This window comes from Dyella subtropica, from assembly GCF_026283965.1.
Lineage (GTDB): Bacteria > Pseudomonadota > Gammaproteobacteria > Xanthomonadales > Rhodanobacteraceae > Dyella_D > Dyella_D subtropica.
On record NZ_JAPDPD010000004.1, the window covers coordinates 138306 to 153316 of the forward strand.

1 protein-coding gene (only partly in view) is annotated in these 15011 nt (G+C 67.8%); it reads left to right on the forward strand.

Going from position 1 to position 15011, the window contains the following annotated elements:
* Positions 1 to 15010, forward strand: the 3' end of a protein-coding gene (locus tag OUZ45_RS05120; RefSeq protein WP_266168857.1) for a non-ribosomal peptide synthetase. Its footprint begins 17651 nt before the window's first position; only the last 15010 of its 32661 coding nucleotides appear in the window; its start codon lies beyond the left edge, outside the window; it ends in the stop codon at positions 15008 to 15010.
* Position 15011: the final 1 nt, after the last annotated feature.

Here is a 15011-nt window from a genome sequence, read left to right on the forward strand (position 1 = left end):
GCGCGCGGGTGGCATCGATGCCCGTCACGTCAGCTACATCGAGGCGCACGGCACGGGCACGAGCCTGGGCGATCCCATCGAGATCGCGGGGCTTTCCAAGGCGTTCCGTCACTGGACGCAGGACACGGGCTACTGCGCGATCGGTTCAGCGAAGTCGAATATCGGCCATGCCGAAAGCGCGGCAGGCATCGCCGGGCTGACCAAGGTGCTGCTGCAATTGAAGCACCGGCAACTGGCACCGAGCCTGCACTCGGCCGTGCTGAATCCGAACATCGATTTCGAGGCCACGCCGTTCGTGGTGCAACAGGAACTCGCACCGTGGTCGCGGCCGGTGATCGACGGTCGCGAGCAGCCGCGCATCGCGGGCATCTCGTCCTTCGGCGCGGGCGGCGCGAACGCCCATATTGTGGTCGAGGAATACGTATCGTCCGCCACGGTGCGGCCGTCGGCCGGTCCGGCGATGGTGCCGCTCTCGGCCCGCGACGAAGAACGCCTGCGCGAGAGGGCGCGCGAACTACTCGCCTGCCTCGCGACGCCGGGCATCGAACTGGCGGACCTGGCGTACACGTTGCAGATTGGCCGCGAGGCGATGGACGAACGGCTCGCGCTGCTCGTGCATTCGCTCGACGAACTGCGCGACGGGCTGACGGCGTACCTCGCCGGTGAGACCGCCATCGAAGGTCTATACCTCGGGCAGGCGCGGCGCGGTGCCGGCGCGTTCGCCGCGCTGGCGGGCGACGACGACATGGCGGGCACGGTGGCGACCTGGTTTGCCCGGGGCAAATACGACCGTCTGCTCGACCTGTGGACGAAGGGGCTGCACGTCGATTGGCGACGCCTTCACGGCGACGGCGAACACCTGCGCCGCATCAGCCTGCCGACCTATCCGTTCGCACGCGAGCGCCATTGGTTCCCCGTGGGCGCGGCGCAGCTTCCGTCGCGCGTCGAGTCCGTGAGCTTGTCGGAGACAACACCTGCTGCCCCGATCGAGACGCTGATGTTCCGGCCCGCGTGGACGACACGTCCGTTCACCGCCGACGAGCGTGCGGGCGAGAGCTATGCCTCACGTCTCGTGCTGTTGTGCGGTGTGGAAGACGGACAGGCGGCGCGCATCCGGGAGCAGTTCCCGGAGGCGACCTGCCTTGTGGTGTCTGCCGGAGCGGACCTTGCCGTGTCGTTCGAATCGGCGGCGGCGACGTTGCTGGAGAGGCTCCAGGCATTGGCCGTCCAAACGGGTCGGCACCTGGTCCAGGTGGTCGTGCCGCGCGAAGGCGAGTGGCAGGCGATGGCGGGGCTGGATGGCATGCTGCGCACCGCGCGACTGGAAAGTTCGCGCCTCGTCGGCCAGTTGATCGCCATCGATACCGGGCAGGACGTGGTCCGCGCGCTGCTGGATGACGGCGAAGCGCAGCGCGTGCGCCACGTGCACGGTGAGCGGCAAGTTGGCCATTGGGTTGAAGTACAAGTTGAGGCGCGGCCAGCGACGCAAATCGCCTCGCCATGGAAGGACCACGGCGTCTACCTGATCACCGGCGGTGCCGGCGGGTTGGGCCTGATCTTCGCTCACGCGATCGCCGGTGAGGTACGCAACCCGGTGCTGGTGCTGACCGGCCGTTCGGCGATGAACGAAACCGTCAAGGGACACGTGCGCCAGCTCGAGGCACGGGGCGCCGTGGTGCGCTACCACGCGGTGGATGTCGCCGATGCCGATGCCGTCGCCGCACTGGTGCGTGGCATCCCGGAAGAATTCGAAAGCCTCGACGGCATCGTCCACAGCGCCGGTGTGGTGCGCGACAGCTTCCTCGTCGCCAAGACGCGGGGCGAACTGCGCGAGGTGCTTCGCGCCAAGGTGGCGGGCACGCTGAACCTCGACCGGGCCAGCCACGACATGGCGCTGGACGCCTTCATCTGCTTCTCGTCCATCGCCGCCGTCATGGGTAGCGTAGGGCAGGCCGACTACGCGTCGGCGAACGCGTTCATGGATGCCTTCGTGCTTGAGCGCGCCGAGCGGGTGGCCCGCGGGGAACGCCGCGGGCGCACGCTGTCGATCGACTGGCCGCTATGGGCGGAGGGCGGCATGCAGGTGGATGCCGCCACGCAGACGATGATGCGCCAGCACCTGGGCATGCATCCGCTGTCCACCGAAGAGGGTGTGCAAGCCTTGCGCGACGCATGGGCGAGCGACGCCAGCCAGCTGCTGGTCGTATCCGGTGAAGCGGAGCGCATCCGCGAGGCTGTGCTGGGTACGGTCTCGCAGGTGGCCGTAAAAGTGCCGAGCGCTGCGACGGAGGACGAAGACATCGCGACGGAAGCATCGTCGCGCGAAGCGGTATGGAGCTCGCTGGCAGTCCTCGTGTCGTCGCTGATCAAGGTGAAGCCGGAAGACCTCGATGGCGAGACGACCTTCAGCGAATACGGCTTCGATTCCGTCTCGCTGACCGAGTTCGGCAACGCCTTGAACCAGCATTACCGGCTCAGGCTGACGCCGACGGTGTTCTTCGAACATCCCACGCTGGATGGTCTGACCGATCACCTCGTGCGCGAGCACGGTGTCGCGCTCGCGCCGACGCCGGTGCGGACTCGTGTCGCGGCGAACGCTGCCGTTGCGTCGGTGAGTGCACCCGTGGCAACGCCTGCGCCGGCCGTCGACGAGTCCATCCTCGACAAACCCGGCGCCAACAAACCCAGCGCCGACGAGTCCGTTGCCGACGAGCCCATTGCGATCGTCGGCATGAGTGGCCGCTTCCCTCACGCGGCGGACATCGACGCGTTCTGGAACAACCTGCTCGACGGCCGCGACTGCATCGACGAGATCCCGCCCGGCCGCTGGGACTGGCGCAGCATCCATGGCGACCCCGGCCGCGAAACGCACCGGACCAACATCATCTGGGGCGGTTTCATCGACGGCGTCGACGAGTTCGATCCGATGTTCTTCGGCATCTCGCCGAAGGAAGCCGAGCTGATGGATCCGCAGCAGCGGCTGGCGATGATCCACGTCTGGAAGGCGCTGGAAGATGCCGGCTACGCCGGTACCGCGCTGGCGGGCAGCGATACGGCCATCTATGTCGGCACGGGCGCCACGGGCTACGGCAGGCTGGTCGATCGCGCGGGGCTGGGTGGCGAAGCCTATGCCTCGACCGGCGGTGTGCCGTCGGTCGGACCCAACCGGATCAGCTTCCTGTTCGACTGGCATGGTCCGAGCGAGCCGGTGGAAACGGCATGCTCCAGTTCGCTGATTGCGCTCGCACGCGGTGTCGCCGCCATCCGTCGCGGACATGCGTCCGTCGCGGTCGTCGGCGGCGTGAACACCATCGTTACGCCGGAAGCGCATATCAGCTTCAGCAAGGCAGGCATGCTGAGTGCGGACGGCCGCTGCAAGACCTTCTCCGCCGAGGCCGACGGCTACGTGCGCGGCGAAGGCGTGGCGATGCTCGTGCTGAAGAAGCTCTCCGACGCCGAGCGCGACGGCGACCACATCCATGGCCTCGTGCGCGGCGTCGCGGAAAACCACGGCGGCCACGCCAATTCGCTGACGGCGCCGAATCCCACGGCGCAGGCCGAGGTGATTCGCAAGGCGCACCGGCAGGCCGGCATCGATCCGCGCTCGGTGACCTACATCGAGGCGCATGGCACCGGCACGCGACTGGGCGACCCGGTCGAGGTGCAGGGCCTGAAGGCGGCGTTCGGCGACGAGGCGGTCGCCGCGCCGTACTGTGGGTTGGGTTCGGTGAAGACCAACATCGGCCACCTCGAACTCGCGGCCGGTGTTGCCGGGGTGGTCAAGGTGCTGTTGCAGATGAAGCACCGCACCCTGGTCAAGAGCCTGCACAGCGATCGTCTCAATCCGTATCTCGAACTCGACGGTAGTCCTTTCTACGTGGTGCGCGAGGCACGGGACTGGACATCGCTGCGCGATGCGCAAGGTCAGGCGCTGCCGCGTCGTGCGGGTGTGAGTTCGTTCGGCTTCGGTGGCGTGAATGCGCACGTGCTGCTCGAGGAATACATCGCGCCCGCAGCGACGAAGTCACCCATCGATGGACCGGTGCCGGTGCTCCTCTCGGCGCGCGACGAAGAACGGCTGCGCGAGCAAGTGCGCCTGCTGCTGGATTTCGTCACGAGCGCCGACGTCGACCTGGCGGACCTCGCGTACACCTTGCAGGTGGGACGCGCGGCGATGGAGACGCGGCTCGCGCTGGTGGTGTCGTCGATGGACGAGTTGCGCGACAGGTTGCGCTCGATCGCGTCGGGCGACGGAAAGGAAGGGCGTGTTCATCGCGGCGTGGCATCGCGCGGGCGCAAGGATGCGCAGCACGATGCGCGGACGGTCGCCGCCTGGGTCGAGGCTCGCGATTTCGACAAGCTCCTCGATGCATGGGTGAAAGGCTTGGCGCTCGACTGGCGCGCTCTGCACGGAACGCGTACACCGCGCCGCGTCAGCTTGCCCACGTACCCGTTCGCGCGTGGCCGTTACTGGGTGCAGGACGGGACGGCGCCGATCAGTAGCGAGCCGGCGGAGCCCGCCGTGAGCGGCCGCGAATGGCTACTGCTGCCGACCTGGGAGGTCGTCGAACCGAAGCTCGCGTCGCCTGCATCTGGCGGACGCAGCTTGATCATCGGCGGCTCATCCACGCAACGGGCCGCGCTGCGCGCAGTCTTACCGGATGCGACGGCACTCGAATGGCCTGCGCTGGCCGATGTCGCGGCGATCGAGTACCGCTTGCGTGCATCTGGTTCCTTCGACCGGCTGATCTGGCTGGTGGATGCCGACGAGGCGAGCGCAGCCGATGACGACGAGTCGCTGGTCGCCGCGCAGGAGCGCGGCGTCATTGCCGGCTTCCGCCTCGTCAAGGCTCTGGTTGCGCTTGGCTTCGACCAGCGTGCGCTCGATTGGACCATCGTGACTGTGCAGGCGCAGGCCGTGCACGGCTCCGACGCCAACGCGCCGCGGCATGCCGCCGTGCACGGTTTCGCGGGAGCGGTGGCGAAGGAGTTCGCACACTGGCGCCTGCGCCTGCTCGACATGGCGCGCGAAGGCGCGTGGCCTGTCGACATCATGAGCCGTTTGATTGACGACCACCGTGGCGCCACGCTGGCGTGGCGTGGCGGCCAGTGGTTCAGGCAGGTCCTGTCGCCCGTGGATGCGGCCTCCGTCGAGCAGGGCGCATCGCCGTATCGCGAGGGCGGCGTCTACGTCGTCGTGGGCGGTGCGGGCGGAATCGGCCAGGCCTGGAGCGAACACATGATTCGCACCTACCGCGCGCGGATTGTGTGGATCGGGCGCCGGCCCGAAGACGACGCCATCGCGCAGGCGCGGACTCGGCTGGGCGCGTTTGGGCCGATGCCGCTCTACGTCGCGGCTGATGCTTCCGACCAGTCGGCGCTGGAGCGCGCTCGCGAGGACGTGCTCGCACGCCACGGGATGATCCATGGTGTCGTGCACGCGGCGATCGACCTGCTCGACAAAAGCGTTGCCCAGATGGACGAGGAACGTCTGCGCGCGGGACTGTCGGCGAAGGTCGACGCGAGCGTGAGGATCGGTCAGGTGTTCGGCGCGTTGTCTCTGGATTTCATGCTGTTCTTCTCGTCGCTGGCTGGTTTCGTCCGCGCGGCGGGGCAGGGCAATTACGCGGCGGGCTGCACCTTCAAGGACGCGTACGCCCTGCATCTGGCCGCTCGCCTGCCGTATCCCGTGAAGGTCATGAACTGGGGCTACTGGGGCAGCATCGGCGTGGTCGCTTCCGGCGACTACCGCGAGCGCATGGCGCGGCAGGGCATCGGCTCGATCGAGCCCGCGGAGGGCATGCGTGCGCTCGACCGGCTGCTGCGTTCGCCCATGCCCCAGCTCGGTTTCATGAAGGCGACGCGGGAGGATGTCCGGGGCGGCATGTTCGACCTGGTCGGCGACGTGCGGGTGCGCCTGCATCCGGCCCGCTTCGACTCGCTGGCGAAGACGCTCGCACAAGGCGTCGCGGCGGTCTTCCCGGGCGACTCCGCACAGTTTGCCGCGGAGGGCAGGGAGATCGACCGCCTGGCGCTCGCGATCCTGCGCGGCGAGTTGCAGGCGCTGGGGTTAATGAGCACGTCGTTAATGGGTTCGTCGTTGATGGACTCAGCACTGACTGAGCACCCGCGGTATGCGCGCTGGCTGCGCCACAGCCTGCGCTGGATCGCGGAAGCTGCACCTGGCGCTGCCGCGCCGTCACTCGATCACGCATGGGCGGCATGGAACGAGCGCAAGACGGCCTGGCTGGGCGCGGGCAATGTGCGCCAAGCCCAGGTGACGCTGGTGGACACGATGCTCCGCGCGCTGCCCGCGATCCTGCAGGGCAAGGTCGAGGCCACGGCGGTGATGTTCCCGGACTCATCCATGCGGCTCGTCGAGGGCGTGTACCAGGGCAATGCCGTGGCCGATCACTTCAACGACGTGCTGTGCGACGCCGTCTGCGCTTTCGTCGCGGCACGCGTCGCGCGCGATCCGGCGGCACGGCTCCGCATCGTCGAGATCGGCGCCGGCACCGGCGGTACCAGCGCGAGGGTGCTTGCACGGCTCGCGCCTTACGCGGAGCACATCGGGGAATACGGCTACACCGACCTGTCGCGTGCGTTCCTGCTGCACGCCAAAGGCAAGTATGGCCCGCACTATCCGTACCTCTCGTACCGGCTGCTCGACATCGGCAGCCCGCTGGAAGGGCAGGACATCGACGCCGGGGCTTACGACCTCGTCATCGCCACCAATGTGCTGCACGCCACCAAGGACATCCGCGAGAGCCTGCGCAACGCCAAGGCCCTGCTCGGCGCGAACGGCCTGCTCATGCTCAACGAACTCGCCAGCTGCGAGCTGTGGTCGCACCTGACGTTCGGCTTGCTCGACGGATGGTGGCTGTACGAGGACGAGGCGCTGCGCATACCGGGCTGCCCGAGCCTGTCGCCGGCACGCTGGGACGCCGTGTTGCGCGAGGAAGGCTATCGCCACGTGCATTTCCCGGCCGAGCCGGCACACGGCCTGGGTCAGCAGGTGATCGTCGCCGAGAGTGACGGCGTGACCCTGCAGAAGCCGGTCGTGAAGGCGAGTGCGAAGGCGAGCGTGCCTGCCCGCGTGGATGTCGCCACTGTCTCGCGTCCCGTCGAAGCCGCCGCGGCGCCATCGCGTTCGAACTCCGACGCAGCAGCGTCGTTGCGCGAGCGTTGCCGTTCGCGGATCGCGAAGCTGGTCGGCAAAGCGTTGAAGATGCCGGTGAGCGAGATCGACACCGCCGCAGGGTTGGACCGTTACGGTATGGACTCGATCCTCGTGCTGGAACTGACCAACGCCCTGCGTGCGGCGTTCGAAGGCATCGGCATGGAGGACAAGGTCTCCTCGACGCTGTTCTTCGAACACCCGACGATCGACGCGCTGGTCGACCACTTCGTCGCGACCGAACCGGCGGCGATGGCGCGCTGGACGGGGACGGATGCAGGCGTCACGCATCAGGCTCGCCGGCATCCGATGCTGCACCGTGACACGTCCGACGCATCGGCACGTCGCTTCGGCAGTCATTTCGACGGCGCGGAGTTCTTCCTCGCCGACCATCGCGTGCAGGGACGCCGCGTGCTGCCTGGCGTGGCGCAATTGGAGATAGCGCGCGTGGCCGTCCAGCGGGCGACGCCCGATTCGGCACGCGTTCGCCTTGGGCAGATCGTGTGGGCCCGGCCGGCGTTCGCGGACGAGACTGGACTGTCGCTCAACGTGACTCTGGAACCGGAGCAGGACGGCGCATTCCGCTTCGCCTTGCATGGCGACGACGGAACCGTCTACAGCCAGGGCATCGCATCGTCGGACGCGACCCTGGCAGAACCGGCAGGCCGTCACGACCTCGCCTCGCTGCGCGCCCGGTGCACCGTGGCGCACGTCGGCCACGAGCGCTGTTACGCGGTGTTCGAGCGCAAGGGCCTGCAATACGGGCCGGCCTTCCGCGGCGTGGACGAGCTGTTCGTGGGCGAGGGCGAGGTGCTGGCGAGGATCTCGCTGCCGGCATCGGTCGCCTCGTCGCTGCACGACTACGTGCTGCATCCCAGCCTGTTGGATGCCGCCTTGCAGGCATCGCTGGGCTTGCAGCTCGCGGCACGGGGCGAGGACGGCATCGCGCTGGCCCTGCCGTTCGCGCTCGACGCCGTGCAGGCGTTCGCGCCGTGCACGGCCGAGATGTGGGCCTACGTCCGCCATGCCGAAGGCACACCGGCCAGCGGCGGCATCAGCAAGCTCGATATCGATCTCTGCGACGCCGACGGTGCCGTCCGCGTTCGCCTGCAAAAGCTCAGCCTGCGCACCCTTGAACCGAAGCCATCACCTCAGCCGTCAACCACGCCATCACCGAAGCCGTCACGTGAAACGAACAAGGACAGGAACACTCACGACATGAACGATTCCATCGGCATCACCTCTCACCACAGCCACGCCACCGGCACGCTGCCTGCCACCGCCGTCCTGCACGAGAAGAGCATCCTGCAACTCAGGAAGCTGATCAGCCGGCGCCTGTCGCTGCCGCTGGACGCCATCGGTGCTGGTGTCGGTTTCGACGAGTACGGCATGGACTCGATCGTGGTCATGGAACTCACCAGCGCCTTGCGCGAGGTGTTTGGCGAGGAGCGCATCAGCGCGACGCTGTTCTTCGAACATAGCGACATCGAAGGCCTGGTCGATCACCTCATGCAGGCCGATCCCGTGGCGCTGTCCCGCTGGACGGGCCTCGATGCCATGCCGCCCGCGGTCCACGAGACGCCGCCTGCCGCGCCGGTCTACGCGAACGGCACAGAGGCGCGGGAGGTGCTGCCGGTAGAAGCCACGATCCCCAGCGTTCCCGCTGTGGCCGCGCCGTTCGACGTGGCGATCGTGGGCATGTCGGGCCGGTACCCGGGCGCGAACGACATCCACCAGTTCTGGGAGAACCTCGCCGCCGGACGCCACAGCGTGACGGAAGTGCCGCCGGAGCGCTGGGAGCACGGCCGGTTCTTCGACGAGCGCAAGGGCCAGGCCGGCAAGACGTACACGCGCTGGGCCGGGCTGCTCGACGACGTGCAGGGTTTCGATCGCCTGTTCTTCAATATCGCGCCAGGCGAGGCACGCTTGATGAGCCCGCAGGAGCGGTTGTTCATGCAGGAGGTGCACGCGGGCATCGAGGACGCGGGCTACACCGCCGCGAACCTCAGCACGGGCCGCAAGGTCGGTGTCTTCGTTGGCGTCACCAACGAGCACTACGCCACCGGCGCGCGCTTCTGGTCCATCGCCAATCGCATCTCGCACCTGTGCAACTTCCAGGGCCCGAGCCTGGCGATCGACACCGCGTGCTCGTCGTCGCTGACCGCGATCCACCTTGCGATCGAGAGCCTGCGCAGTGGCGACAGCGAGGTCGCGATCGCGGGCGGCGTGAACTTGATCGTCGCGCCCACACAGCTCATCGACCTCGCCTCGATGACGATGCTTTCCTCCGACGACAAGTGCAAATCGTTCGCCGCCGGTGCTGACGGTTTCGTCGATGCCGAGGCCGTGGGCGCTTTCGTGCTCAAGCCGCTGCATCGCGCGATGGCGGATGGCGACCACGTCTACGGCGTGATCAAGGGCAGCGCGATCAACTCGGGCGGCAAGACCAACGCCTACCTCGTGCCGAACCCGAACATGCAGGCGCAGCTGGTCATCGACGCCCTGCGCCATGCCGGCGTCGACGCGCGCAGCGTGAGCTACGTGGAAGCGCAGGGCACCGGCAGCCACCTGGGCGACCCCATCGAGGTGGCCGGTCTGGCGAAGGCGTTCCGCCAGTGGACGCAGGACAAGCAGTTCTGTGCGATCGGCTCGGCCAAGTCGAACGTGGGCCACAGCGAGAGCGCGAGCGGCTTCGTCGCGGTCAGCAAGGTGCTGATGCAGATGAAGCACGGGATGCTGGCGCCGAGCCTGCACGCCGCCACGCCCAACCCGGAAATCCGCTTCGCCGATACGCCGTTCTTCGTGCAGCAGACCCTGGCCCCGTGGCCGCGTCCGCAGCTCGACGTCGACGGCCGCCGCCGCGAGTTCCCGCGGCGGGCGGGCATCTCATCGTTCGGCGCGGGCGGGGCGAATGCCCACCTGGTGATCGAGGAATATGTCGCGCCAGCGGCGTCGGGCCGCGAAGGCCTGCTGGCCGGTCCCGCCATGATCGTGCTCTCGGCCCGCGATTCCGAACGCCTCAAGGCGCGGGCCGAACGATTGCTGGCGGCACTCGCCCCCGAACGCCGCGCCGCTGATCTGACGCTGGCCGACGTCGCGTACACCTTGCAAGTGGGCCGCGAGGCGATGGAGGAGCGGCTCGCTCTACTCGTGGAATCGCTCGACGAGCTGTGCGCGAAGCTGGCGGCGTTCGTCGTGGGCAGCAAGGACGTCGATGACCTCTACACGGGCCAGGCGAAACGCAGCGCCTTCTCTATGCTCGCCGACGACGAGGACATGCAGACCGTCGTGCAGGCGTGGGTCGCCAAGGGCAAGTACGGCAAGTTGCTGGACCTGTGGGTGAGGGGCTTCTCGTTCGACTGGAACACTCTCTACGGAAGCGGGCTCTACGCGGGCACGATGCATCCCCGCCGCGTCAGCCTGCCCACGTATCCGTTCGCGCGCGAGCGTTGCTGGACGGATGTCCGCTACCCGGACGCCGCCGATGCGTTGCCTGCCATGGGCGCCGTGCGAACGGACGTCCCGCTTGCTGTTACCGCGGCGCGCACGGCCGATCCCGTGCAGACGATGATGCGCATCTGGTGCGAGTTGCTGGGCCGCCCGTCGGTGGCCATCGACGACGATTTCTTCGAACTCGGTGGTCATTCCCTGCTGGCGACGCAGCTGGCCGCGCGCATTCGCGATGAGTTCGGGGTAGACGTGCTGGTGAGCACGATCCTGGAAGCGCCCACCCTGGGCGCACTCATCCAGCGCCTCTCCATGTTCGTGCCGACGCCCGATGGAGTGGATGTCCCGCAAGCAGTGGCGACGACGGCGGATGCGTCGGTGGACGCGTCGTTCCCGCTGTCGTTCGCGCAGCAGCGGCTGTGGTTCCTCGACCAGTTGGAAGGGCACAGCCCCACGTACAACATTCCCGCCGCGGTTCGCCTGAAAGGCCGGCTGGGCGCCGACGCGTTGGAGGGCGCCCTCAATGACGTCGTCGCCCGCCACGACGCCTTGCGTGCCCGCTTTGGAAGCGTGGACGGCACGCCGGTGCAGCACATCGCCCCGCGTCTGGACCTGGCGCTCATGCTGCACGATCTGCGTGGCCTCGCGCCGAAGGAGCGCGAGGTGAAGATGCGTTGGCTGATGCTCGACGAGGCCCGCACGCCCTTCGATCTGCAAGGCGGTCCGCTCGTTCGCGGCAGCCTGTTGCGGCTGGCCGACGAAGAACACCTGCTGCTGTTGACCATGCATCACATCGTCTCCGACGGCTGGTCCATGGGCATTCTCGTGCGCGAGCTCGGCGCCTTGTACGCCCATCGCAGTTTCGGCGGCGAGGCGTCGCTGCCGGAGCTGCCGATGCGTTACGTCGACTTCGCCCGCTGGCAGCGCGAATGGCTGAGCGGCGAGGTGCTGGAACGGCAATTGGGCTATTGGAAGAAACAACTGGCCGGTAGCCCGACGCTGCTGACCTTGCCGACCGATCGCCCACGCCCGCCCACCCAGGGCCAGGACGGCGCCGCACTGGCCTACGCCCTCCCGGCCGGCCTCAGCGCGAAGCTGCAGACGCTGAGCCGGAAGTCGCAGGGCACCTTGTTCATGACCCTCTGCGCCGCCTTCAATGTGTTGCTGGCCCGTTATTCCGGCCAGACCGACATCTGCATCGGCACGCCGATCGCCAACCGCAATCGCAGCGAGATCGAGGGCCTGATCGGCCTCTTCGTGAACACCCTGGCGCTGCGCACCCAGGTGGACCTGAGCGCCGGGTTCACCGACCTGCTCAAGCAGGTACGCGCCACCACGCTCGACGCCTATGCGCACCAGGACGTGCAGTTCGAACAACTCGTGGGTGCGGTGCAGCCCGAGCGCCACACCAGCTACTCGCCGTTGTTCCAGGTGATGCTGGTGTTGCAGAACACGCCGCTCGACCTGGCGTTGCCAGGGCTGGAGCTGGAGCTGGTGCCGCACGAGACCGTGACCGCCAAGTTCGACATCACCCTGACCCTGGCCGAAAGTCCACAGGGCCTGCACGGCAGCTTCGAGTACAACACCGACCTCTTCGACCGCGCGACGATCGAGCGGATGGGCGGCCACTTCACCCATCTCCTGCAGGCGATCGTGGCCGAGCCGGAGCGGCCCGTGGGCGAGTTGTCCATGGTCGGCGAGGCCGAGCGCCAACACCTCGTCTACGGCTTCAACGACACCACGAAGGTCTATCCGCTAGTGGGGCCGGACACCCACACGCTGCACCAGCTGTTCGAGGTGCAGGTGGCGCGCGGCCCGAACCACACCGCGGTGGTGTATGAAGGCGCGTCGCTGACCTATGCTGAGCTCAATGCCCGGGCGAACCGCCTGGCGCGCCACCTGCGCCGTCTCGGCGTGGGACCCGACGTGCTCGTCGGCCTGTGCACCGAGCGCTCGATCGAGATGATCGTGGGCTTGTACGCGATCGTGAAGGCCGGTGGCGCCTACGTGCCGCTCGATCCGACCTATCCAGCCGACCGCCTGGCGACCATCGTGGACGACGCGGCCCCCGCCGCGATCCTCACCCAGCGGCACCTGCGGCAGGCAGCGCCGTCGGTGCCCGGCGTGCCGGTGGTCTGCATCGACGGCGACACCGATACGTGGGCCGGCGAAGACGCTAGCAATCTCGCGAACACCACGCAGCCGGGCCACCTGGCTTACGTGATCTACACGTCGGGTTCCACCGGCAAGCCGAAGGGCGTCGGCGTCGACCACCGCGGCATCGTCAACCGCCTGCAATGGATGCAGGAGGCCTACCCACTGACCGCCGCCGACCGCGTGCTGCAGAAGACGCCCTTCAGCTTCGACGTTTCGGTGTGGGAGTTCTTCTGGCCGCTGCTGGAAGGCGCCACGCTCGTCGTCGCCAAGCCCGGCGGCCATCAGGACGTGGCCTACCTGGCCGGCCTCATCGACGCCGAAGGCATCACCACCACGCACTTCGTGCCGCCGATGCTCGACGTGTTCCTCAACGAGGTGGAGCCCGGCAGCGGGCGCTCGCTGCGCCAGGTGATGTGCAGCGGGCAGGCGCTGCCGATGGAACTGCAACAGCGCTTCTTCGCCACGTGGGACCACGTGGAACTGCACAACCTGTACGGCCCGACGGAAGCTTCGGTCGACGTCACCTACTGGCCATGCAGCAAGCACAGCCCGCTGAATTGCGTGCCGATCGGCAAGCCCATCGCCAACATCCAGATCCATATCCTCGACGACTTTCTTAACCCGGTGCCGATGGGCGTGGTGGGCCACCTGTACATCGCGGGCATCGGCCTGGCGCGCGGTTACGTCAACCGCCCGGACCTGACCGCGCAGACCTTCATCCCCAATCCGTTCAGTGCGACGCCAGGCGTGCGCATGTACCGGTCGGGCGACCTTGCGCGCTACCTGCCGGACGGCACTATCGAATACCTCGGCCGCAGCGACCACCAGGTGAAGATCCGCGGCCTGCGCATCGAGCTCGGCGAGATCGAGTCGACGCTGGCGGCGATGGACGCCGTGCGCGATGTGGTGGTGCTGGCACGGCCGGACGAACGTGGCATACCGCGCCTGGTGGCCTACCTGGTGGCACACGATGGCCAGGCGCTGCCGGACGCGGCCTCGCTGCGACGGACCCTGGCGCAGACGCTGCCCGACTACATGGTGCCGGAATACTTCGTGCCCCTGGCGGTGATGCCACTCACCTCCAATGGCAAGGTCGACCGCAAGGCGCTGCCCGCGCCGGAGATGGCGCACGACGAAGCCGAGCACGTCGCGCCGCGCACGGCGACCGAGAAGGCGATCGCGGCGGTGTGGTCGGAGCTGCTGAAGGTGGAGAGCGTTGGCATCACCGACGATTTCTTCGAACTGGGCGGTCACTCCCTGCTGGCGACGCAGCTCGTATCACAATTGCGCAAGCGCCAGGTCGCCGACATCGAGCTGCGCGACTTGTTCTCGCATGCCACGCTGGGCGCGCTGGCAGCGTTTGTCGATACGAGGAAGCAGGGCGGTGCGCACCCGAACCTGGTGCCCATCCGTGAGAAGGGATCGGCCGCGCCGCTGTTCCTGATTCATCCGATCGGCGGTGGCGTGCAGTACGCCTTCGACTTGTCGCAACACCTGGATGCCGACCAGCCCGTGTATGGCCTGGCGGTAGGCGAAACGCTGCAGGCGAGCATCGACAGCATGGCGTCGACCTATCTGGACGCCATCCGCGAAGTGCGTCCGTCCGGTCCGTACCTGCTGGCCGGCTGGTCGCTGGGCGGCATGGTCGCCTACGAGATTGCTCACCGACTGCTGGCGGCGGGCGAGGATGTGCAGTTCGTAGGCATGATCGATACCAGCGGCCCGTCGATGCGCGCGAAGCAGCGCGACGAACATCCGATCAAGCACGATGGGTGCCGGGCGCTGCTGAACTGGCTGCTCGACCTGAACCTTGCCGGTGATTGGCGCCGCCATCCCGCGTATCCCGAACTGATGGCGCGGGCTCAGCGCGGCGACCTCGACGGCATGATCGCGCTATGCATGGGCGCAGGGCTGGTGCCGCCCGGACTGGATACGGACGAGGTGAAGCGCACCGTGGCCCTGTACGAAGCCTGCGGCCGCGCAGCCGACGACTATCGGCCGCCCGCGGCGCAGTTGCCGGTGACGTACTTCGCGGCGGACCGCCGCGAAGGCGAGGACGTCGCGCTGGGTTGGCGCGAGTTGCTGGGCCGGCATCTGGAGGTATCGAGGATCGGCGGTTCGCATCTGTCGATCGTCAAGTCGCCGCTGGTCGAAAAGCTCGCGCGCGACATCTCGGAGCGGATCGGGCGCTATGCGCCGCGCCTCTCCTTCACCGCCACCAACCCCTGAT